We start from the raw sequence: 22811 nt of genomic DNA, 5'->3' as shown, positions 1-22811 counted from the left end.
GCTAACCCTTCACGCCGCCGGCGGTGAGGCCTGCGACGATGCGCCGCTGGAAGATGAGCACCATGATGATCAGCGGCACGGTCACCAGCGACCCCGCCGCCATGATCGCCGCGTACGGGTACTCGAACGCGCTCGGCCCGGAGAAGCGCGCGATCGCCACCGTCACCGGCTCCGTCGAGGTGTTGGACAGCTGCCTGGCCAGCATGAACTCGTTCCAGGTTGTGATGAACGCGATGATGGCGGTGGTGAAGATCGCGGGCGCGGCCAGCGGCAGCAGCACGAGGCGGAAGGCCTGGCCGCGGGTTGCGCCGTCGACACGCGCTGCCTCCTCGAGCTCCCAGGGCAGCTGCTGGAAGAACGAGATGAGCGTGTACACGGTCAGCGGCAGCGCGAACGAGATGTTCGGGATGATCATCGCACGGTAGGTGCCGATCCACCCGAGGTCGCCAAACAGCTGGAACAGCGGCGTGACCAGCGCGATCCCCGGGAACATCGACGCGGCGAGGATGATGCCGGTGACGATGCCCTTGCCGGGGAAGTCGAGGCGCGCGAGCGCGTACGCGGTGAACACACCGACGAGCACGGCGAGCGCGGTGGTAGTCAGCGAGATGAGCAGCGAGTTGCCGATCGCCCCGAGGAAGTCGTTGCCCTTGTCGGTGGCGAGCGCGTCGCGGAAGTTGTCCAGCGTCACGTGCGTCGGCCACGGTGTGGTGTCGAAGGTGTGCGCTTGGTCGCGCAGCGCGGTCACGAGCATCCAGTAGAAGGGAGCGAGCCCCCAGAACATGATGAAGATGACGCCTGCGTAGTGCCAGAACTTTTTCATCGCGTGCCTTTCATGCTTTTCGACGCCTGCCTGCCACCCACATCAGCGCCCAGGAACCGGATCATGACGAATGCGACGGCGAAGATGAGCAGAAAGATGAGCGTGGACAGGGCGGAGGCGCTGTTGAAGTTGCCTTGGCGCATGTCCTCGACCACGAGCTGGGAAATCGTGGCGGTGGGGGAGTTGGAGGACCCGGAGATCATGATGACGGGCAGGTCGTACATGCGCAGCGCGTCGAGGGTGCGGAACAGGATGGCCACCATGAGCGCGGGGCGCACCAGCGGCAGGGTGATGCGGGTGAAGGTTTGGAGGGACGACGCGCCGTCGACACGCGCTGCCTCGTAGACGTCGCGCGGGATCATCTGGAGGCCGGCGAGGATGAGCAGCGCCATGAACGGGGTGGTCTTCCACACGTCGGCGATGATGACGGCGAAGCGCGCGGCCCACGGGTCGGTGGTCCAGGCGATGTTGTGGCCGAGCAGCGAGTTGACGATGCCGCTGGGCGCGAACATGAACTGCCACAGTTTCGCCGTCACGGCGGTGGGGATGGCCCACGGGATGAGCACGGCGGCGCGGATGAGGGTGCGGACGCGCGACGGGTGGTTCATCACCAGTGCCATGCCGATGCCCAGCACCGTCTCAAGCGCGACCGTCACGACGGTGAAGAAGAGGGTCACGCTTACCGACGGCCAGAAGTCGGTCGCCAGCACACCCGGCGGACACGCGCCGACCTCGCCGGAGGCGGTCATGCACCGGTTGGTCAGCCAGTACAGGTAGTGCTCGACGCCCGCGAAGCCGCCCTCGGTGAACAGGCCGGTGGCGGGGTCGAGGTGTTTGTCGGACTGGAACGAGAGCCAGATGGCGCGCACGATCGGGTAGCCGATCACGACAGCCAGCACGGCGAGCGCCGGGGCGACGAGCGCGGCGGCCTTGCCGGCGTCGCTGCGGTGCCTTCGCCGTTTGGGGGAAGCGGTTGTCATACACCACACTCCATTTCTTTTGGTGCGTAAACGGGCAAAACGCCCGCGACCGAAGTGTAAACGGTGGCGGGCGTGATGCGTGGGCTATTAGGAGGCCTGCTGGATGGCGCTGGCCATGTCCTTCGTCGCGTCGTCAACGCTCTTTCCGGAGGTCAGCGCGGCGTACGCGTTGTCCTGGATGGCCTTGGAGATCGCCGGGTAGAACGGGGAGACCGGGCGCGGCTTCGCGTTCTCCAGGGACTCCTTGAGCGCCGGCAGGTACGGGTGCTCCTTGACCAGCTCGGGGTCGTCGTAGATGGAGGCGAGTACCGGCGGGAAGGAGTTCTCGGCGAGCGAGAGCTGGTTTTCCTCGTTGATCACGAACTTGATGAAGTCCAGCGCGGTCGCCTTGTGCTTCGAGTTCACGTTGATGCCGTTGTTGTAGCCGCCGAGTGTGGACACGCCGACGCCGTCCTTGCCCACCAGCGGCTGGACCTCGAAGTTCAGACCGGCTTCCTCGGCGTTGGCGTACATGTACGGCCAGTTGATGGCAAAGGCGGTCTTGCCCTCGGTGAACGCCAGGTTGGTTTCCTCCTCTGTTGCGGCGGTGGAGGACTGGGAGATGGTGCCGTCCGCGTAGGCGTCGACAAGCGCCTGGAGCCCCGCCTTGGCCTCGTCGGACTCGACGGTGGGCTGGCCGGAATCGTCGAGGACCTCGCCGCCCCAGCCGTTGATGAAGCCGAGAGAGTTGACGGTCAGGCCCTCGTACTGCTTGAGCTGGGTGGTGAGGCAGTCGGTGTTGCCCTCGACGGCGGCGCAGGCGCTGCGGATGTCCTCGAAAGTGTCCGGCGCTTCCTCGATCACGTCGGTGTTGCGGAACAGGAGCTGGCCGTTGGTGTTCTGCGGCAGGGCGACGAGCTTGTCGCCGTAGGTCGCGGACTCGACGGTGGCCGGCAGCAGCCCGGAGGTGTCGACGGCGAAGTCGCCCTCGAGCGGCTGGAGCCACTGGTTGGCGGCGAAGTCGGCGGTCCACACGACGTCGAGCGCCATGACGTCGTAGTCATCGCCGCCCGCCTGGAGGGACTGCACGAGGGTGTCGCGCTGGTCGTCAGCCTCGCCGGCGAGCTCGGAGAGGGTCACTTCCTCGTCGGGGTGCTCGGCGTTCCACTTGTCGATGATCGGAATCAGCTTGTCCGTGTCATTGCGCCCCATGGCGAAGGTGATGGGGCCGCGCTCGTTGCCCTCGGCTGCGGCGCCGCTCGCGCCCCCGGAGGCCTCGGAGTCGGATTCGCTGTTGGAGCAGGCGGTGAGCCCGGTGGCGGCGAGCGCGATCGCGCAGAGCGCTGCGCCGGTCTTGCGGGTGGCGGTGAGCTTCATACCAATACCTTTCGTATTCGCTGGTCCCTCACAATGTATTCCGCCGGTGCCCGTTTCCGCACAAAATTTCTGGTTTTTGCCCACCAACGGGGGTGCGCGCGGGCTATCGCTTATCGACGCCCAACCGCCGCCCCACCTTCTCAATCTCCATAATTTCCTGCTGCCTGTCTGCGGAGATGAGCCCTGTCGCGGCGACGACGGACCCGCCCGCGGCGAGCGGTGCGAGCACGTACTGCTCGAACTCCGCTGCGGTGGTCCACGCCGGGACCCAGTACCGCTCCGGCCCCAATTCGGGGGTGGACCACGCGGCGAGGTCGGCCGACGCGCCGAAGTACTGGTCGCCGTAGAAGCGCACGGTGGGGCCGAAGTCGATGGTGCCCGTGGGGAGCTCGCCGCCCGCTTCGACGACGCCGCGGCCGAAGGGGTCATCCGACACCACGACGCAGTCCGGAACGTGCGCCCACCGCGCCGCATCATCGACGCCCACGAACACCACCTCCGGCGCCCCGCAGTCCCACGGCCCGATGTGCGGGACGCGCGACGAGTTGTAGGCGCCCAGCGCGATCACTGCGGACTGCCACGACGCGGGGAGGTCGATGCAGATGGCGCCGGCGGACGGCGGGAGCTCGAACTCCTCGTCGAGCATGTTAGCGACCTTGTTCGCCCAGTTGTCCAGCGTTTGGGCAGAGAACTCCATGCGGGTGCCGCGCGCTTCGTCGTAGACGGTCAGCCGCGGGCTTGCAGGGTCAGTACGCAAGAGGGGGGTGAGCATGCTCATGCCCGCCCATCATAGGTTGCTAGTTCACGCAGCGGGGGCCGTTGCCGCCCGCCGTAATCTCCGGGCCGGTCTCGGCGGCGCCGAAATCCTCGCCCGGGGTGCCGACGGGCGCTTCGGACGGGACCTCCTCGCGCTCCTCGGGGCTGAGCATCGCCGGGCCTGCGTAGTCGGCGGCGATGACCACGATGAGGCTGCCCGGTTCGACGTTCGCGTTGGCGGTCACGGGCACGTTGCCAAGGCGCTCGGCGAGCTGCTGGGCGGCCGGGTCCGCCGGATCCGCGGTGACGATCTGGCTTTCCCAGTACACGCCGTCCATGGCGTTGGAGACGTCGGCGACGTTCATTCCCTCGTCGGTGAGGTAGTCGCCCACCGCGCCCGCCTGCCCGGTGCCGGCGCCAGCGTTGAGCACGTAGAGACTGTAGTTCTCAAAGCCCTCGGCGGTGCCCGCGCTTTCCGACGCCACCGAGTCCTCTCCGGTGCCATCATCCTGCGCTTCGTCCTGCGGTTCCACGACCGTCTCCATGAACCTGTGCACCTGCGGCGGGTCGACCGTGATAATGGATTCGCCGTAGTCGCCGACGCCGTTCACCGAGGTCACCGGGATGGTGGTGAAGGTGACGTTGCCGCCGCCCAGGCCGGACATCTGCTGCGCGAAGCGGACCACGTCCCAGCCGCGGTCCAGCGTGACGGAGCGCTCCGCGGCGTTGGACAGGTCGCGCAGCTTCGACGGGTTGGTCAGCGTGCCGGCCGACAGGATGCGCTGGACCAGCGACGCCATGTACGCCTGCTGGCGCACGATGCGGTCCAGGTCGCCGCGCGGCAGGTCGTGGCGCTGGCGGACGAACGAGAGCGCCTGGGTGCCGTCGAGCGTCTGCTCGCCGGCGGGGAAGTTCGCGCCGGACAGCGGCTCGTTCACCGGGGCGTTGAGGCAGACGTCGACGCCACCCACGGCGTCGGTGAGCAGGACGAAGCCGAGCAGGCCGACCTGCGCGAAGTGGTCGACCTCGACGCCGGTGAGGTCGGCGACGGCGTCGATAAGCCCCTCCTGGCCCGCGCGGGCGACTTGCTGCTCGAGCTCGGGGCCTTCCGCCTCGCCGTCGTCAAGCAGCTCCTCACGCTTCGCGCCCGCGTGCGCGCCGTAGACGCCGTTGATCTTCATGTTGCCGTAGTCGTCGGTGTGCACGTAGGTGTCGCGCGGGATGGAGACGGCGGTGGCGCGGGAGCCGTCCTCGGGGACGCGGATGACCATCATCGTGTCCGTATTAATCTCGCCGTCGGCCTCGCCCGCGTTGAGGCGCGCGAGCTCGTCGGGGGACAGCGGGTTGCCCTGGGCGTCGGTGCGCGAGTCGGAGCCGACGAGCAGGATGTCGACGGCACCGTCGAGCGCCTCGTTGTCGTCGTTACGCTGCTTCTTCCCGATGTTCAGCTCAGAGGCGCTGAGCTGGCTGTCCAGTTTGCCCACGGTGAAGTAGCCGACCCCGGAGACGACGAGCGCGGCCGCGGAGCACGCGGCGAGGATCCCCTTCACCACCGGGTGGCCCGATTGCTTCAGGTCCCTCGTGCGGGAAGGGGCCGGCTGGATGTCGCGGGCGCGCCTAGGGTTGTCGTTCACGGCCATGCATTATACGACATGCCTCCGCCGGATCCGCGTTTTCGGTGCGCCTCGCCGTGCGCCGTGCGCGGAATCCGGCGCGCCAGTGGGTATGCTGAGCGCATTGTGAGAAACGACGATCGACTCAACGGCGGCCCCGACGCGCAGCCCGCGCTGGCGGTCATCACCGTGACCTATTCGCCGGGCGAGCACCTGGCGGCGCTGGTCGCCTCGCTCGAGCGCGCGACCTCCCGCAGGGTGCGCTTGGTGTGCGCCGACAACGGGTCGACGGACGGCGCGCCGCAGGCGGCGGCCCGCGCGCACGAGCACGTTGAATTCTTCCCTACCGGCGGAAACATCGGCTACGGCGCCGCGATCAACGCGGCGGTGCGCCACCTGGAGCCGCTGCGCGCTTCCGGCGAGATCGACCCCGATGCCTTTCTTATTGTGAACCCCGACGTGGAGTTCCGCCCTGGCAGCCTCGACGAGCTGCTGCGCTGCCTCGACGGCGCGCCACGCGCCGGTGCGGTCGGCCCGCGCATCGAGGAGGCCGACGGCTCCGCGTACCCCAGCGCCAGGCGCGTGCCCGGCCTCACCGTGGGCATCGGGCACGCCTTGCTTTACGACGTCTGGCCAACGAACCCCTTCACCACCGTCTATAAGGCGGGCTCCGCGATGGACGTGCAACGCGAAGCTGGCTGGCTTTCGGGCGCGTGCCTGCTCGTGCGCTGGGAGGCGTTCGCGGCGATCGGCGGCTTTGACGAGCGCTACTTCATGTACCTCGAGGACATTGACCTGGGCGATCGGTTGACGCGCGCTGGGTGGCTGAATGTGTACTGCCCGTCGTCGATAATCCTGCACGACCAAGGCCACGTTGCGGACAAGTTCTCGCTGGTGACGGTGCCGGCGCACCACGCGTCGGCGTACCGGTTCCAGCGCGACAGGCACCCGGCCTGGTGGCAGGCGCCGGTGCGATGGGCGCTGTGGGCGGGGCTGAAGCTGCGCAGCGTGATGCAGACCCGGGCGAAGGCGAACGCCACACGACATACGGAAGCGAAGTGAGAAGAGATGGTTGAAAACGTTGTTGCGCATCCGGAGCGAACGGATGCGGTGATCCTCGTTGGCGGTCGCGGCACGCGCCTACGCCCGCTGACCGTGGGGACGCCGAAGCCGATGCTGCCCACGGCGGGGCACCCGTTCCTGAGCCACCTGCTCGCCCGTATTAAGGAAGCCGGGATGCACCACGTGGTGCTGGGCACCTCCTACAAGGCCGAGGTGTTTGAGGAGTACTTCGGCGACGGCTCGGACTTCGGGCTGGAGATCGAGTACGTCGTGGAGGAAGAGGCGCTTGGCACCGGCGGCGCGATCCGCAACGTCGCCGACAAGCTGCGCTACGACAACGCGATGGTGTTCAACGGCGACGTCCTCTCCGGCGCGGACTTGAGCGCCATCCTGGGCACGCACGTCGAGCACGACGCGGACGTGACGCTGCACCTGGTGCGCGTGCCTGACCCGCGCGCGTTCGGCTCGGTGCCCACGGACAAGGACGGCAACGTGCAGGCGTTCCTGGAGAAGACGGAGGATCCGCCGACGGACCAGATCAACGCTGGCTGCTACGTGTTCAAGCGCAGTGTGATCGAGCAGATCCCGGCGGGCCGCGTGGTCTCCGTGGAGCGCGAGACCTTCCCGGGGCTGCTGGAGTCGGGGGCGAAGGTGGTCGGCCACGTCGATTCCTCGTACTGGCGCGACATGGGCCGCCCGCACGACTTTGTCGAGGGGTCCTCCGACGTGGTGCGCGGCATCGCGTACTCGCCGCTGCTGGCGGGCAAGACGGGGGAGTCGTTTGTGGACGAGTCCGCGGGCGTGTCCGGCGGCGTGATTCTCATCGGCGGCACCGCGGTCGGCCGGGGCAGCGTGATCGGCGCGGGGTCGCGTGTCGACGCCTCCGTGATCTTCGACGGCGTCACCATCGAGCCGGGCGCGGTCGTGCGCAACTCCATCATCGCGTCGGGCGCGCGGATCGGCGCGAACGCGCGGATCTCCGACTGCGTGATCGGCGAGGGCGTGGAAATCGGCGCGCGCTGCGAGCTCCAGGCAGGGATGCGCATCTGGCCGGGCGTGAGCATCCCGGACTCGGGCGTGCGCTTCTCGCCGGACGCGTAACGACACGCCAAAACCGCGAACTAGTTCCCAGATTTCGGCACCCCCACTACATCTAGTACCCCCGCCTTTTACCCCCTCCGGGCGGGGCGTGTGACGCATGTGATTTGTGTGGCGAATGACGTGGGAAACGCGCCGGACGCGTGAAGTAATCACTGATTTATGTTGCGGCTATTTAGGGCTTCGGTGTGTAATCGTTTTCGTAATCACATCGACGTGAGTCGTCAGTGGAGACCCGCTCGCAGGCACTGGCCGTAGTGCCCGAAGCGGCGGGGGCTTCACGTGGCAAGCGAGTAGAACAAAAGCAACAACGGAAGGAGGGGGAAGCGTGGAAGACTCGGCGAATCAGGCGAATAGCGCCCACCTCCGCGGCGCGGTCGCGGGTGGCATGACCCTCGAGGAGTTGTTTGGCGCTGTCGAGAAGGAATGGCAGGACCAAGCGCTGTGCGCGCAAACCGATCCGGACGCCTTCTTCCCGGACAAGGGTGGCTCGACCCGTGAGGCGAAGCGGATCTGCAAGGCGTGCGCCGTGCGCGACGAGTGCCTCGAGTACGCGCTGGAGCACGACGAGCGCTTCGGCATTTGGGGCGGTCTTTCGGACCGCGAACGTCGCCGTCTGAAGAAGCAGATCGGCTAAGGGGCGCAAGCAAGCGCCCGCCCCTGGCTACCAGGGGAATGTGTCGTCAATGTCGCGCGGATCCAGGTTGAGGTACTGCGCGACCAGAGCAGTCAGGATCCAGGTGAGGAGCTCCGACTGCTCTTCTGCTGTGCGCGCACGCTTTTCGACGGGACGCCGAAACACCACCAGGCGCGCCCGGGTCGGACGGCCGTTGCGGTCCACGCCCGCGGGGAGGACGCGGCCGAGGGGGACGGGGCCGTCCGCGATGATCTCTTCGGGCAACACAGTCATGTCCGCGCGCAGGCGCATCCGCGGGATCGTGTCAACGGCGAGGTCCACCCCCGACAGCTGCACCGCGTACGCGTTGTGCAGCGGCGCGTAAGACTCGAGCACCAGCTGGTCAAACGCCGTCGAGCGGGTGCGGTAGCGCGGGACGCCGACCGGCAGCAGCGGCCCGCGGGCACCCCGGCCGTGCCGGTCGCGCGCACTGCGCAGCTGGAGCGGCGAATCCTCCGGCGTGCCGCCAATCCGAGTGGAACCTCTCATACGGCCACATCCTAGGCGGAGGGGTGCGCGATTCCGGCGGGGCGCGCCGCGTCGCACTTCACAAACCTCAAGCCGGGGTTTAGACTTGTGCGCCGTGAGTGTATTCCGTCGTTGCTGTCGCCCGGGCTGTGGCCGCCCCGCCGTGGCCACCTTGATCTACGCCTACGCGGATTCCACGGCAGTGGTCGGCCCGCTCGCCCCAGAGCAGGACCCGCACTCCTGGGACCTCTGCGAGCGGCATTCCGCGCACATCACCGCCCCCGTCGGCTGGGACATGGTGCGCGTCGAACAGGTGGACATCACCGAAGACCCCGCCGACCTTGAGGAGTCCGAACAACCCGAAGCGACTGAAGACGTCGCCCACGCCGCGTTCTTCGCTCGCAGCCTGAACACCAGCCTGGACGACCTCGATGAGTCCGAGCTGACGGCGCTCGCGGAGGCAGTGCGCGAGGCGGGGGAGGCCGGTCGCGTGACCACCGGCCTGGTGGACACCTCCGCCGACCCCATCGAGTACTCGGCCTCCCACGACTTCAACGACCCCGCCACCTCCAACCACCCGGTACACCGCACGAAGCGGATCGAGGCGCACCTGGCGGCGCACAAGGCGCAGCGGCGCGCGCACCTGCGCGTGGTCCCCGACCCGTCCGAAAACGCCGACAAGGACTCCGGTACTGAGTAGCACGGTGTAGCGCGGCGCTAGACTGGCGCCATGGCAATTGCACACACTGAAGCAACGTTAAAGAACGTCATCAAGGCGTACGACGTGCGCGGCGTGGTCGGCGAGACCATCGACGCCGACTTTGTCCGCACCGTCGGCGCGGCGTTCGCCCACATCCTGCGCGGCGAGGGCGAAACCCGCATCGCCGTGGGCTACGACATGCGCCCCTCCTCGCCGGAGCTCGCCGGCGCCTTCGCGGAGGGCGCGACCTCCCAGGGGCTCGACGTGGTTTCGTTGGGCCTGACCAGCACCGACGAGCTCTACTTCGCCGCCGGCACGCTCAAGTGCGCCGGCGCGATGTTCACCGCCTCGCACAACCCGGCCAAGTACAACGGCATCAAGTTGTGCCGCGCCGGAGCAACCCCGGTGTCCACCGATACCGGACTGGGCGAGATCGGGCGGATGGTGCTCGAGGGCGTGCCCGCCGCTGACGTGGCCACGGGCACCGTGACCGAGAAGGACATCCTGGCCGACTACGCGACGTTCCTGCGCGACCTGGTGCCGGTGCCCACAGACCGGAAGCTCGTCGTGGCCGTCGACGCCGCCAACGGCATGGCGGGCCTTACCGTGCCCGCCGTGCTGGACGACATGGACGTGCGCCCGCTCTACTTCGAGCTCGACGGCACGTTCCCCAACCACGAGGCGAACCCGCTGGACCCGAAGAACCTGGTGGACCTGCAGAAGTTCACGGTAGAGCAGGGCGCGGACATCGGCCTGGCCTTCGATGGCGACGCGGACCGTTGCTTTGTGGTGGACGAGCGTGGGGAGCCGGTGAGCGCGTCGTCGATTAGCGCTTTGATCGCGCACCGCACGCTGGCGCAGCACCCGGGCGCGACGATCATCCACAACCTGATCACCTCGCAGGCGGTGCCGGAGATCATCGCTGAGCAGGGCGGCGAGGCCGTGCGCACGCGCGTCGGGCACTCCTACATCAAGGCGGAAATGGCGCGCACCGGAGCGCGCTTCGGCGGCGAGCACTCCGCGCACTACTACTTTGCCGACTTCTTCAACGCCGACTCCGGCCTGGTCGCCGCGCTGCACGTGCTCGCCGCGCTGGCCGAGCAGGACGCGCCGCTCAGCGAGCTGATGGCCGAGTACAACCGCTACGCCGCCTCCGGCGAGATCAACTCCGAGGTGGCCGACCAGGACGCGACCACCCAGCGCGTGCTCGACGCGTTTGCGGAGCGCACCGAGAAGCTCGACCGCCTCGACGGCGTCACCGTGTGGCTCAAGGGCACGAAGGCGTGGTTCAACGTGCGCGCGTCTAACACCGAGCCGCTGCTGCGCCTGAACGTTGAGGCGGAGACGGAGCAGGAAGTCCAGGAATTGGTCGAGGAGATCCTGGGAATCATCCGCGCCTAGGCCCGCGCGCGCCGGCGCTGCGTAAGATCGCGGTCATGAGCGACTACTACGAGGGCACCGGCGATTACGACCGCGAGACCGTCCGCTTCTTCGACATCGCCCACGAGGGGGCGCAGGTCAGGGCTATTATCGACGCCCTGCCGTCCCTCGCCAACCTCCGCGGGATGCAACCCCGCAGCGTGATCGTGGTGGCGACCGACCAGGTCGCGCGCGCCGCCGCCCGCGCCGTGGCCCAGGTGCGCGCACCGCTCCCGCTGCCGGTGGTGGTGACGGACACGCTGCCCCACCGAGCACGGAGGTGTGCGTCGGCGGGTGGGGCGCACCCGGCAGGGTAGCCGCACCTCGGTGCCCCCCCCACCGCGCTCCTCCTACCTGGGCGCGGCCTACGGGCGGCGGATCGCCGGGTTTGTCACGCCGAACCCCAGTATCGAGCAGAGCCCCCGCGACGTCATCGCCTTTACCCGCACGCGGGAAAACCTGCACGTCCCCGCGGTCTTTCTGGAACCACAGCTGGAAGGCAGCAGCAGCGTGCTCACGGAGACGGCGGCGCAGCGCGGCGCGGAAACGGTGCTGGCGGGGCCAGCCCGCGGCCCGATCGTTGACGAGGCGCCCACATCAACCGTCGTCGTCCCGGCCCTGCCCACCACGATGGGCCCGTCGCCGGCGCGCACGATCGCGGTGCTGTCGGCGGTGATCGACGCGCTCGACCCCCGCGCGGCGGCGGAGGCGCTGGCAGAGCGGTTCCGCATGCTCGCGGACGAGCTGGACGCCGAGCTCACCGCCGTCTCCCCGGAACGCGCCGAGGACGTCAACGCCGCCCGCCAGCTGCGCGCCTTTGCCCGCGACGCGCACGTCGTGCACTCCGGCACCACCCGCCACGGCCTCGCGCTTGCGGAGCTCGTGGCCGCCCTGTGGTCCTGCCGCGGCCTGGCGAGCGGCTTCGTCGACGCCGACGGGCTCCCGCAGGCCCTCGAGCTCGCCCGCGGCGGTGCGCCCGCCCCGGCCGACGACATCTTCCACGATCCATTCCTTGACGGCCCGGTGGAGCTGGTACCCTTAAAGGTCGTTCTTTGGGCGCAACCGGACGCGCACGCCCCGGTCGCGCCCAACACCCGCGCTGAGACGGTCGCGTCGCAGCACCTGGGCGAGTCCGTCACGGTGCTGCGGCTACTGGCGCGCGCGTACGCCGTGACTGCGCTCGACGACCCCAGCGACGGGTAGCCCACACCCATCACCGAAGGAAACGAGGCACAGACACCGATGGAGCTCCTCGAACCTGCCCTGCGCACCTACCCGTGGGGCTCGCGCACCATGCTCGCTGACCTGCGCGGCACCGCGTCGCCCGCCCCCAGCCCGGAGGCGGAGCTGTGGTTCGGTGCGCACCCGGCTGCGCCGTCGACAATCGGCTCCCGCGGCCTGGACGCGATCATCGCGGACGATCCCCGCGCGGCGCTTGGGCAGCGCGTGGCCGACAAGTTCGACGAACACCTGCCGTTCCTGCTCAAGCTGCTGGCGGCGGGCGCGCCGCTGTCGCTGCAAGCGCACCCGTCGAAAGCGCAGGCCGTCGAGGGGTTCCGCAGCGAGGAGGCGGCGGGCATTGACCTGCACGACCCGCGCCGCAACTACAAGGACCCGAACCACAAGCCCGAGCTGATCGTCGCGCTGACGCAGTTCAAGGCGCTCGCCGGGTTCCGCCCGTACGCGCGCACCGCCCGCCTGCTCGACGCTCTGGGCTCGCCACTGCTCAACCGCTACACCAGCATGGTCGACCCCAGCGAGGAAGAGGCGAGCCTGCGCGCGCTGTTTACCACCCTCATCTCGCTGCCGCGCAAGGCGAGCAATTTGCTTATCGACGAAACCGTCAACCGCGCCCGCACCCTCCTGGAAAATCCTGACAAAGCCGGGGGGACCGACGTGGAGCTGTGGATGGTCGAGGTGCTCACCATGTTCCTCGAGCTTGCGGCGGCCTACCCGGGCGACATCGGCGCCCTCGCGGCGCTGCTGCTGAACTACTTCACCCTGGAACCGGGCGAGGCGCTGTACCTGGACGCCGGCCAGCTGCACGCCTACCAGTCGGGTCTGGGCGTGGAGATCATGGCGAACTCGGACAACGTGCTGCGCGGCGGGCTCACGTCGAAGCACGTGGATGTGCCGGAGCTGGTGCGCGTGCTCAAGTTCGAGGCGCTAGAGTCCCCGCGGGCGAAGACCCGCGCGGCGGATGGCGGCGCGTCGGGGGAGGAGTTCGTCCTGCCAATGGAAGACTTCCGGCTGAGCCGTTACGCCCTGAGCGAGGGCGCGGAGCTGGCGGTGGAGTCGGATGGGCCGGCGATCGTGCTGTGCACGAGCGGCGAGGCCGTGGGGCGCGGCGCGGCAGGGGAGGAGCTCATCCTGCGCCCTGGCCAAGCGGCGTGGGTCCCGGCGAGCGACGCGCGCGTAGTGTTCACGGCGGAGGGCGCTGACGGCGCAGAGCTGTTCCTCGCCAGTGTGTAGCGTCTGCTGCAGTAACGAAGAACGCCGGCCCCGCATCCTCTGGAGTGAGGAGCGGGGCCGGCGTTGCCGTTGGGTGAGCTAGTTGGAGCTGGTCGGGCCGCCCGGCTTGCAGCTATCGACGATCAGGGCGGTGACGCCGATGCCTGCGGCGAAGAGCAGCAGGCCGCCGCCGATCGTGGCCACGTTCGTGCCGTACTGGCGGAGCTGGCCGTTAATGTCAGAGACCTGCTTGGCGATCTGCGGGTTCATGATGCCCAGGCCGTTTTGGATCTGGGAGTTCACCTGCTCGATCTGCACGGCAACCTGCTCGCGGAAGCCGGCCAGGCCCGGGATGGCTGCCTGGGTGGCGATGGCGAGCGGGACGATTGCCAGCATCGGGAGTCCGAAGCCGATCGCGGCTGCGGAGCACTTGCCCTGGTCAATGTTGGAGCTCAGGGACGTGTCCTTGCCGGGCTCGCCGACCGCGGTGTGGGTGTTGCTGTTCACCTTCGCGTTGACGATGATGACGATCCTCTGGATCTCAGCGCCCTGCTCGTCCTTCACGGTCGCGGTGATCTCGTCGCCCGGGATGGCCTGCTCCTCGACTGCGACAACCAGGTTGCCGCGGTCGTCGATGACGGCGCTGCCGGGGCCGGCGACGTCGACAATCGCTCCCTTCGGAATCTTGCCGCCCTTGTTCGGGATGGTGAGCTTGCCGCCCGGCTCGGCGCTGCCTTCGCCCTCGGTGGCATCCCAGTGGGGCTCGAAGTAGTTGCGCTCGAACGGGTTGGTGCCGGTGTCGACTTCCTGCTTGTTGGTGCGGCCGTCGTCGTCGAAGTCAGCGTCCGGGTCGAGGATGGACTTGTCGTTGGCGTCGGTGAGCTCGAAGCGGGCGTTGGCGAAGTCGTTGGAGCCGTCGGTGAACGTGAAGTTCACGCCCACGGTCGGTGCGACGACCGGCGCGAGGGCCTCGGCGAGCTTGTCCCAGTCCTTCTGGACTGCCTTGTCCAGCGCGGAGAACTGTGCCGCCAGCTGCGCCGCGGATGGTGCCTGGGCGGTGACGGTGCCGTCCTCGTTGCCCTCGAACTTCCAGTCGGTGGCGTCGGCGGGCACCTGGACGGTGATCTCGGTGTCATCCGGGATCCCGAACGGGCCGAACGGGCGGTTCGTGTCCTTGGTCTCGCCCGGGATGAGCACGTACGGGTCGCTACCGAAGGAGGCGTTGGTCTTGTCGCCCTGCAGGCGCTCGTCCTCCTTGACGGAGACCTGGACGATGTCGATCTGGTTGCCGTCCGAGTCCGTCATCGTTGCCACGATCTTGTCGCCCGGCTTGGCGTCCTCGTTGGCGGTGATGACCAGGTCGCCGTCCTTGTTGATCTCGGCGGTGCCCGGGCCATCGACCTTCACGGTGGTGCCCGCCTGGACGCGGCCGCCGTTGTTGGGAACGGTGACGTCCTCGCCGGGGTAGACGGTGTTGGCGTTGGAGGTGTTCCAGTCTGCCGGCGGCACGGGAACGCTTTCCTCGTCGAACGGGTTGGAGCGCTTCTCTACCTCGTCGCGGTTGGTGTGACCGTCGCCGTCGGCGTCGGCCTCGGGGTCGAGGAGGGAGTGGCCGTCGGCGTCGACAAGCTCGAATGCTGCGGTCGCAGCGTCGAAGGAGCCGTCGGCATAGTCGATGTCTACCTCGACGGAGGTAGTGACCATCGGCTTGAGCACCGCTGCGAGGGTGTCCCAGTCGAGGTGCGAGTACTTGGTCACGCGGGCGAACTCCTGCGCCAGATCCCTGGCGGATGGTGCCTGAGCGGTGACGACGCCCGTCTCGTTGGCTTTGTCCTCGTCGAAGGTCCAGTCGGTGGCGTCCGAGCGGAACTTGGCCTCGTACTTCGTGCCCTCCGGCGCCGTCTCGTCGCCGAATGGGTTCTCGGCGCTCTTGGACTCACCCGCGGTGAGTTGCACGATGTCGCCGTAGTTGGGGTCGAATTGCTTGTTGGTCAGCGGCTTCGGATTGACGATGATGGTCGAGCCGACGCGGTCCTGGGAACCGTCCGGGTAGGTGACCACGACCTGCGGGTTGTACGCGCCCGGGGTGGAGGTGTCCACGTCGCCGTCGAGCTCGACCTCAATGTCCTGCGGCAGCTCGTGAAGGTTCTCGATGACGTCGCGAGCCTCGAGCGTATCGCCGGCGGTGATGACCTTTTCGCGGACCTGCGGCTGGAAGTCCCAGTTGTCCGGGCGAGGCTTGATGGTGATCTTGGTGTCGATCTCCTCGGTAGAGCCGTCCGGGTAGGTGACCACGATGGTGACATCCTTGTCGATGTCATTCGGAGTCGGGTTCTCTGTGCTCAGCGAGCCCTCGCCCTTGTCCTTGAAGTCCGCGGTGGTGCCGCTGGGCAGGGAGCCGATATTTTCAATGATCTTCTCGGCATGTTCCTGGCGCAGCTTGGAGCCAGCGATGATTTCGAATTTCTCGTCGACCGTCGGGTCGTTCTTTTCCGCGTCGGTGCGGCGCTCGACGGTGAGATCGGTCTGGATCTCTTCGCTGGTGCCGTCGGGGTACTTGACGACGATTGTGACCTCGCTCGTGCCGGCCGAGCTGGTGTCGACCCTGCCCTTGAAGTTCGCAGTGATGCCCTTCGGCAGCTCATCCTTGTTGGAGATTGCCGCAAGCGGGTCGGCGGTTTCGCCTTCCTTGATGGTGATACCGGTTGGAGCCGGGTTGTACTTCTCGGCGTCGGTGAGGTCGTTGACGTGGACGTTGACCTCTACCTCGTCCGTGCTTCCGTCGGTGTAGGAAACGACGATGGTGGCGGTGGTATCGCCAGGCTCGGACGTGTCGACCGGGTTCTTGAAGGTGACGTCTTTGACCGGGAGCTTGTCCAGGTTGGTGATGGCCTTCTTCGCGGCGTCGTTAGTCACCTCCGTGCCGACCTTGGTAGCGATACCGTCGCCGACGATCGGGTCGTTGACCTCTGCGTCCGTGCGGCGCTTGATGGTGAGGTCAGTAGTGACCTCGTCGGTAGAACCGTCGGGGTAGGTGACGACGATTGTGACCTTGTTCGTGCCGGCCGAGCCGGTGTCGACCTTGCCCTTGAAGTTCGCAGTGATGCCCTCCGGTAGCTCATCCTTGTTGGAGATTGCCGCGAGCGGGTTGGCCGATTCGCCTTCCTTGATGGAGATACCGGTTGGAGCCGGGTTGTACTTCTCGGCGTCGGTGAGGTCGTTGACGTGGACGTCGACCTTTACCTCGTCCGTGCTTCCGTCGGTGTAGGAAACGACGATGGTGGCGGTGGTATCGCCAGGCTCGGACGTGTCGACCGGGTTCTTGAAGGTGACGTCTTTGACCGGGAGCTTGTCCAGGTTGGTGATGGCCTTCTTCGCGGCGTCGTTGGTCACCTCCGTGCCGACCTTGGTAGCGATAGCGTCGCCGACGATCGGGTCGTTGACCTCTGCGTCCGTGCGGCGCTTGATGGTGAGGTCAGTAGTGACCTCGTCGGTAGAACCGTCGGGGTAGGTGACGACGATTGTGACCTTGTTCGTGCCGGCCGAGCCGGTGTCGACCTTGCCCTTGAAGTTCGCAGTGATGCCCTCCGGTAGCTCATCCTTGTTGGAGATTGCCGCGAGCGGGTTGGCCGATTCGCCTTCCTTGATGGAGATACCGGTTGGAGCCGGGTTGTACTTCTCGGCGTCGGTGAGGTCGTTGACGTGGACGTCGACCTTTACCTCGTCCGTGCTTCCGTCGGTGTAGGAAACGACGATGGTGGCGGTGGTATCGCCAGGCTCGGACGTGTCGACCGGGTTCTTGAAGGTGACGTCTTTGACCGGGAGCTTGTCCAGGTTGGTGATGGCCTTCTTCGCGGCGTCGTTGGTCACCTCCGTGCCGACCTTGGTAGCGATAGCGTCGCCGACGATCGGGTCGTTGACCTCTGCGTCCGTGCGGCGCTTGATGGTGAGGTCAGTAGTGACCTCGTCGGTAGAACCGTCGGGGTAGGTGACGACGATTGTGACCTTGTTCGTGCCGGCCGAGCCGGTGTCGACCTTGCCCTTGAAGTTCGCAGTGATGCCCTCCGGTAGCTCATCCTTGTTGGAGATTGCCGCGAGCGGGTTGGCCGATTCGCCTTCCTTGATGGAGATACCGGTTGGAGCCGGGTTGTACTTCTCGGCGTCGGTGAGGTCGTTGACGTGGACGTCGACCTTTACCTCGTCCGTGCTTCCGTCGGTGTAGGAAACGACGATGGTGGCGGTGGTATCGCCAGGCTCGGACGTGTCGACCGGGTTCTTGAAGGTGACGTCTTTGACCGGGAGCTTGTCCAGGTTGGTGATGGCCTTCTTCGCGGCGTCGTTGGTCACCTCCGTGCCGACCTTGGTAGCGATAGCGTCGCCGACGATCGGGTCGTTGACCTCTGCGTCCGTGCGGCGCTTGATGGTGAGGTCAGTAGTGACCTCGTCGGTAGAACCGTCGGGGTAGGTGACGACGATTGTGACCTTGTTCGTGCCCGCGAGGCCGCAGTCCACCTCTGCGCCGTGGAGTTCGCAGTGATGCCCTCCGGTAGCTCATCCTTGTTGGAGATTGCCGCGAGCGGGTTGGCCGATTCGCCTTCCTTGATGGTGATACCGGTTGGAGCCGGGTTGTACTTCTCGGCGTCGGTGAGGTCGTTGACGTGGACGTCGACCTTTACCTCGTCCGTGCTTCCGTCGGTGTAGGAAACGACGATGGTGGCGGTGGTATCGCCAGGCTCGGACGTGTCGACCGGGTTCTTGAAGGTGACGTCTTTGACCGGGAGCTTGTCCAGGTTGGTGATGGCCTTCTTCGCGGCGTCGTTGGTCACCTCCGTGCCGACCTTGGTAGCGATAGCGTCGCCGACGATCGGATCGTATTGATCGTTTTGCGTCGTCACGGTGATAGGGACGTTAAACGCGGGGGAAACCGAGCCGTCAGCAAATTCGACCTGGACGGGCACGTTGTGTGTGCCCTTGAGCGACACGTCATTGGGGCGGGCAACAATTTGTCCTTTTTCGATGCGTACCCAGTTGCGGTTGTTGTTCACATCGGAGACGAAGAGCTTAGCCCCCTGCGGGGTTTCCGAGACGTCATTTTTGTTTACGGCTGTAGCGTCGATGAATTTGGGGCCGTCTACTGCACCCGGCTCTTTGACGCCGACTGTGATCGACCCGCGGAAGTCTGCCGTGAATCGGGCTGCGTCCTTCAGATTCCCGACGAAGATCTGGAAATTCGGGATGTCGTACTCGGGACCGTCATTCTTCCCGTACATAAACGTGAATGGGAGTTCTACCAACCCAAGTTCGGGAGATTTGTCGGCGACTGTAATTTTCGTACCGATGGTTTTGCCGGGGGTGTCGTACGTGATCTCGGCGTCGTTGCCCTCTACGGCGTAGAACTCTTTGGCGTTATTGCTCGCATCGACGATGTGTTGTTGTTTTTCAACCTTGTATTCGATCTTGTCGCCGTTGTCATTCAACGGCCAGTCGACGTTCGTTCCGGGGTCGCGAATCGGGTCATCGAAGGCTACTCCTTCGAAGGTCTTGGTTTCGCCCGGTGCAATAACAATTGGGTGCCGGGGGAACTTAGGCTCGTAGCGGACAAAATCAGGCAACTTTTCTTTGTCGATGTCGCCGTTGCTGTTTCGCGGAATGCCGTCGCGATTGACGTACAGGGTGATGCTTGTTTTGAACGTGGAGCCAGACGGATCCTTCGCCTCGGTGGATAGCGTCCAAACATTTTGGTTCATGCCGTAGCCGCTGTCCGGCACCACTTTGGGGACGTTGACGGTCACGCTGCCGTCGTCATGAAACTCTGCCCAATCCGGATTTTCCCAGGGCTGGTCGCCAGCAGGTTGCGTGGACCATGTGAGCCCTACGGGCGCGCTGCGCTTCACTGTTTCCGGATAGAACTCCCAGTATTCGGGGGCGTCGATCTTAATTGTTTCGCCCGGGTCAGCCACGTAGTAATCGGCGTAAGTCGGCCGGTACGTCAGGAACCAGGGCAGCTTGTCTTCGTTGGTCCCCTGGAGCCCGACGCTCGGAACCTCCGTGTCTTCCCTGTCCGGAACCACGGCTTGTGCGTACGCGGCGACCGGAGCGGTCATGCTGACTGCGGCGGTGCCGGAGATAGCCAGCGTAGCTGCCATGGATGCGGCGAGGGCCGGGCGAAGATCAACCTTGCGGGGGGTGAAGATAGACCGCATGTGGGTCCCTTTCTGAGGAGACGGCTAATAGGAAGAATCAGTCCCGGGAACCTGATCTACGGCACCAAACTGTTTTGAAAAACGCTTGATGCAGGGTTGGAGGGACCTTTGTATGGAATGTTACGGCATTGGTCATACAAAGGCACGGGGAGGCGCTGATACGTGTCGCCAAAATGGGGGTAGCCGGGGAATCCCAGCGCAGTGCGGGTGGGGTGGCTGAAAACGGGGAACTCGGAGAATTAGTGGCGCACCTTGGGTTTTCCTGTAGCCGTCGGCGCTCGTCGCGAGCTCTTAGTGGCGGAAGTTGCCCACCCAACGCTGCCAGGCGTGCTGGGCGTCGGAGGAGAAGCCTCCGGGCTGCGGCGCGGCCGCTTCCTGCGGCTGCTCGGAGGGAGCTGCGGGTGCTTCCGGCGCTGCCGGCTCGGGCTGCGGCTGGCCGGGCTGCCCGGCCTGCTCAGCCTGGTTCGCCGACTCGGCCGGTGCCTGCTGCTGTGGAGTGCCCGGCTCGCTCTGGCTTTCGTTGGCACCATCGTTGAGGCCCATCGGACGCAGTGCCTCGGAGGCCTGCTGGGCTGCCTCGCTGGCGGCGGACTGTGCTGCGGATTCCGCTGCGCTCGCCGGGTTCTCCGCGCCTTGGCCGCTCGGGCCGCCCGGGGTTGCGGAAGCGGTCGGCTCCGTCGCCGGTGCGGCGGTCGTGGGCTCGCTGTTCTGGGCGCCGGCGGTGTCGGCGGTGCCCGGGGTGCCCGCAGCGCCCGGCTGCGCCGAATCGTTCGCGCCGCCGGTGGTGCCCGTGGTCGCCTCCGCCTCGGGGCCTGCCACCGCAGTCGTGGGCATCACGGTCGTGGGCACCACGTTGGTGGGGCGGAAGACGCGCGTGGACTGGTTCGACGGCTGTGCGGTACCCACCACCGCGTGCTGCGGCGCGTACGGGTCGGAGTTCAGGTTGTAGTTGGAACCGCCGCCCTGCTGGGCGGGTGCGGCCTGGTACGCGTCGGTGTCGTGGTTCGCGTTCTGGTGGCGGGGGTTCTGGTTGTCCCCGCTGGTGGTGGAGGAATTGTGGTCCGCGGGGGCGTCGCTAAGCGCCGTTGCCTTCGTGGACTTCGAGATTGCAGACTCGGTGCTGGAGGCGGAGGTGTCCGGATGCTTCGTGTCGCTGTCCGTGACGTACCCGGCCTGCGCGGAGCGGTCGGAGGCGGAGGTGTTGAACACCACGATGCCCACCACGATGGCTACCAGGATGCCGGCCGTCATGAAGAGGCCCACGCGGGGCTGGTTGTCCTTCATCGCTCCTCCTCTCGCATGTCACGCTATTGAGTCAAAAGTATTACAACCCTATAACAAAAGTTGCGCTGAAGCCGTTATAGCACGCCGCAGGGGAAATTTTGTGTCCGAGTGATCGCAAACACACCCGCGGTGGCGCGATCGTGGTAGACCTAAGGGGCAAACTGCCCAATATAGAAGGAGACGCCGATGAGTACGTGGGACGAGGAAATCTTTTCCATCGACGCCAACACTGACTTTCTCGACGAGCTGGATGCCCTCGAGGGTGACGAGCTCGAGCAGGCGCTTATCGACGCCGTGCTGCTGGCCGCCAACCAAGACCCCAGCACCGTCAGCGAGGACGAGCTGCTGAACGCCCAGGCCGCGGCGACGATCGTGGCCATCTGGTCCGGCGCCCCCTTCTCCGCGGGCGAGACGGCCGATACGTACACCTTTATCCGCACGCACAACGGCGCGCTGGACGAGGAAACCGCGGAGGCGGCCACGTCCGTGCTCGAGGCCGCGGCCGAGCGCACCGACGCGGACCTGGACCAGTTCCTCGAAGCGCTGGCGTAGGCGCGCGAGCATGATCATTGCAGTCGAAGGCATCGACGGCGCCGGAAAGAACACCCTGGTCCAGGCGCTGCGCCGCGAGCGGGGCGCGGACGCGCTGGCGTTTCCCCGCTACGCGGACTCGATCCACGCGCAGCTGGCGCAGCAGGCGCTGCACGGGAAGATGGGCGACCTGACCGACTCCGCGTACGGCATGGCCACCATGTTTGCGCTGGACCGCTTCGGGGCGAGGGCGGACATCGCACGCTACAAGGGCAGCGACGAGCTCGTGATCCTGGACCGCTACGTGGCGTCCAACGCGGCGTACTCCTGGGCGCGCACCGGCGACGAATCGGTGGTGGAGTGGGTTCGCGAGCTGGAGTTTGACCGGCTCGGCCTTCCTCTGCCGGACCTGCAGGTGCTCGTGGATACGCCCCCGGAGGTCGCGCAGGAGCGGGCAGTCCAGCGCGCGGCGCAGGACGCCTCGCGCGAGCGCGACCGTTACGAGCGGGATGCGCAGCTGCAGCGCGACACCCACGGCGCCTACGTGTCCCTGGCGGAAGCCGGCTGGGTGAGTCCGTGGATTCGCACCAGTGATGCGGGCACTATTATGCAAGCAGTGAAAGACTTCTACGCCAAGGAGCCGTGATGCAGCCGAAGATCCTCGTTGTTGATGATGACCCAGCCATCAATGAGATGCTCACCATCGTGCTGGAGGCCGAGGGCTTCCGCACCGCGTCCGTCCAGGACGGCGCGGAGGCGGTGGACGCGTTCCATAGCTTTGACCCGGACCTGATCTTGTTGGACCTCATGCTCCCGGGCGTCAACGGCATTGACATCTGCCGCGAGATCCGCCGCACCTCTCCGGTGCCCATCGTCATGCTCACCGCGAAGACCGACACGGTCGACGTGGTGCTCGGCCTGGAGTCTGGGGCGGACGACTACATCACCAAGCCGTTCAAGCCGAAGGAGCTGGTGGCCCGCATTCGCGCCCGTCTGCGCCGTACCGACGACCAGGCCAGCGACGTCCTCCACGTGGGCGACCTGACCATTGACGTCCCGCAGCACATTGTCAGCCGCGGCAGCGAGGAGATCTCGCTGACCCCGCTGGAGTTCGACTTGCTGCTGGAGATGGCGCGCAAGCCCAACCAGGTGCACACCCGCGAGGAGCTGCTGGAAACGGTGTGGGGCTACCGCAACGCCTCGGACACCCGCCTGGTCAACGTGCACGTGCAGCGCCTGCGTTCCAAGATCGAGCGCGACCCGGAGAACCCGGAGATCATCCTGACCGTGCGCGGTCTGGGCTACAAGACCGGCAAGCCGGGGGTGTAGCACATAAAGCGCAACGCAGTCTGGCGGGCGAGAGAGCGCGTCGCAGAATCTTGGCGCACCTC

The 22811-nt window shown here is 66.6% G+C and carries 19 protein-coding genes and 1 pseudogene; 11 read left to right on the top strand and 9 right to left on the bottom strand.

The annotated features are described in order from the left end of the window. Position 1: 1 nt before the first annotated feature. From CKJ84_RS04625 to CKJ84_RS04605, 5 genes are all read right to left on the bottom strand, one after another. The gene (locus tag CKJ84_RS04625) at positions 2-823 is read right to left on the bottom strand and encodes a carbohydrate ABC transporter permease (RefSeq protein WP_095279030.1); all 822 of its coding nucleotides are present in this window, start codon (positions 821-823) and stop codon (positions 2-4) included. Further along, positions 820-1803 (bottom strand): carbohydrate ABC transporter permease, encoded by a 984-nt coding sequence (locus CKJ84_RS04620; protein WP_095546076.1) that lies wholly within the window; start codon positions 1801-1803, stop codon positions 820-822. The genes CKJ84_RS04625 and CKJ84_RS04620 overlap by 4 nt, the downstream gene beginning before the upstream one ends. 87 nt (positions 1804-1890) lie before the next feature. Further along, positions 1891-3159, bottom strand: a complete 1269-nt coding sequence (locus CKJ84_RS04615; protein WP_095546075.1) for an ABC transporter substrate-binding protein — start codon at positions 3157-3159, stop codon at positions 1891-1893. Between the two features lie 103 nt (positions 3160-3262). Next, on the bottom strand, positions 3263-3937 hold the full coding sequence (locus tag CKJ84_RS04610) for a TIGR03089 family protein (RefSeq protein ID WP_095546074.1): 675 nt from the start codon (positions 3935-3937) through the stop codon (positions 3263-3265). A 19-nt stretch (positions 3938-3956) separates the two neighbouring features. Beyond that, positions 3957-5555, bottom strand: coding sequence for an LCP family protein (locus CKJ84_RS04605; RefSeq protein WP_095546073.1), 1599 nt, complete (start codon positions 5553-5555; stop codon positions 3957-3959). A 99-nt stretch (positions 5556-5654) separates the two neighbouring features. Between CKJ84_RS04605 and CKJ84_RS04600 the strand changes: the two genes are divergently transcribed. The 3 genes from CKJ84_RS04600 to CKJ84_RS04590 all read left to right on the top strand — a co-directional run bounded on the left by CKJ84_RS04600 (position 5655) and on the right by CKJ84_RS04590 (position 8325). After that, complete coding sequence (locus tag CKJ84_RS04600) at positions 5655-6590, top strand: glycosyltransferase family 2 protein (RefSeq protein WP_233125492.1); 936 nt, start codon at positions 5655-5657, stop codon at positions 6588-6590. A gap of 6 nt (positions 6591-6596) precedes the next feature. Further along, positions 6597-7691: a sugar phosphate nucleotidyltransferase gene (locus CKJ84_RS04595; protein ID WP_095546071.1), complete on the top strand. Its 1095-nt coding sequence runs from the start codon at positions 6597-6599 to the stop codon at positions 7689-7691. A gap of 385 nt (positions 7692-8076) precedes the next feature. After that, on the top strand, positions 8077-8325 hold the full coding sequence (locus CKJ84_RS04590) for a WhiB family transcriptional regulator (protein WP_095279042.1): 249 nt from the start codon (positions 8077-8079) through the stop codon (positions 8323-8325). Between the two features lie 27 nt (positions 8326-8352). Here the strand turns inward: CKJ84_RS04590 and CKJ84_RS04585 are convergent, their stop codons facing one another. Further along, positions 8353-8853, bottom strand: a complete 501-nt coding sequence (locus CKJ84_RS04585) for a metallopeptidase family protein (RefSeq protein ID WP_095537131.1) — start codon at positions 8851-8853, stop codon at positions 8353-8355. 94 nt (positions 8854-8947) lie between these two features. Between CKJ84_RS04585 and CKJ84_RS04580 the strand changes: the two genes are divergently transcribed. The 5 genes from CKJ84_RS04580 to manA are packed head-to-tail and all read left to right on the top strand — an operon-like array spanning position 8948 to position 13423. Then, positions 8948-9532 carry a DUF3499 domain-containing protein gene (locus CKJ84_RS04580; RefSeq protein ID WP_095546070.1) on the top strand — a complete coding sequence of 195 codons (585 nt, stop codon included), beginning with the start codon at positions 8948-8950 and terminating at the stop codon, positions 9530-9532. A gap of 30 nt (positions 9533-9562) precedes the next feature. Next, a complete protein-coding gene (locus CKJ84_RS04575) occupies positions 9563-10933 on the top strand; it encodes a phosphomannomutase/phosphoglucomutase (RefSeq protein ID WP_095546069.1) in 1371 nt (456 codons plus the stop codon). A 35-nt stretch (positions 10934-10968) separates the two neighbouring features. After that, a complete protein-coding gene (locus tag CKJ84_RS04570) occupies positions 10969-11268 on the top strand; it encodes a hypothetical protein (RefSeq protein WP_095546068.1) in 300 nt (99 codons plus the stop codon). Between the two features lie 10 nt (positions 11269-11278). After that, a complete protein-coding gene (locus CKJ84_RS12680; RefSeq protein WP_198949235.1) occupies positions 11279-12154 on the top strand; it encodes a zinc ABC transporter substrate-binding protein in 876 nt (291 codons plus the stop codon). 39 nt (positions 12155-12193) lie between these two features. Continuing rightward, positions 12194-13423, top strand: coding sequence for a mannose-6-phosphate isomerase, class I (gene manA, locus CKJ84_RS04560; protein ID WP_095546067.1), 1230 nt, complete (start codon positions 12194-12196; stop codon positions 13421-13423). A gap of 78 nt (positions 13424-13501) precedes the next feature. Here manA and CKJ84_RS12600 read toward each other — a convergent pair whose 3' ends face one another. The 3 genes and pseudogenes from CKJ84_RS12600 to CKJ84_RS04545 all read right to left on the bottom strand — a co-directional run bounded on the left by CKJ84_RS12600 (position 13502) and on the right by CKJ84_RS04545 (position 20889). Further along, the gene (locus CKJ84_RS12600) at positions 13502-17914 is read right to left on the bottom strand and encodes a Rib/alpha-like domain-containing protein (protein WP_095546066.1); all 4413 of its coding nucleotides are present in this window, start codon (positions 17912-17914) and stop codon (positions 13502-13504) included. Positions 17915-17937: 23 nt separating this feature from the next. Beyond that, positions 17938-18672 (bottom strand): annotated as a pseudogene (locus tag CKJ84_RS12595) (Rib/alpha-like domain-containing protein); the annotation flags it as partial. Positions 18673-19896: 1224 nt separating this feature from the next. Next, a complete protein-coding gene (locus CKJ84_RS04545; protein ID WP_095546065.1) occupies positions 19897-20889 on the bottom strand; it encodes a hypothetical protein in 993 nt (330 codons plus the stop codon). Positions 20890-21075: 186 nt separating this feature from the next. On the opposite strand from CKJ84_RS04545, the gene CKJ84_RS04540 reads away from it, so the two are divergent. From CKJ84_RS04540 to mtrA, 3 genes are read left to right on the top strand one after another with little or no spacing between them, the layout of a single operon-like run. Then, positions 21076-21441: a DUF4259 domain-containing protein gene (locus tag CKJ84_RS04540; protein WP_095546064.1), complete on the top strand. Its 366-nt coding sequence runs from the start codon at positions 21076-21078 to the stop codon at positions 21439-21441. Between the two features lie 10 nt (positions 21442-21451). Continuing rightward, a complete protein-coding gene (locus CKJ84_RS04535; RefSeq protein ID WP_095546063.1) occupies positions 21452-22066 on the top strand; it encodes a dTMP kinase in 615 nt (204 codons plus the stop codon). Next, positions 22066-22749: an MtrAB system response regulator MtrA gene (gene mtrA / locus CKJ84_RS04530; RefSeq protein WP_095278806.1), complete on the top strand. Its 684-nt coding sequence runs from the start codon at positions 22066-22068 to the stop codon at positions 22747-22749. Before CKJ84_RS04535 ends, mtrA begins: the two co-directional genes overlap by 1 nt. Positions 22750-22811 lie beyond the last annotated feature (62 nt).

Source organism: Corynebacterium sp. NML 120412, assembly GCF_002285155.1.
Lineage (GTDB): Bacteria > Actinomycetota > Actinomycetes > Mycobacteriales > Mycobacteriaceae > Corynebacterium > Corynebacterium gottingense.
The sequence above is the reverse complement of the archived record's forward strand: the minus strand, read 5'-3'. Positions and strand labels throughout refer to the sequence as shown.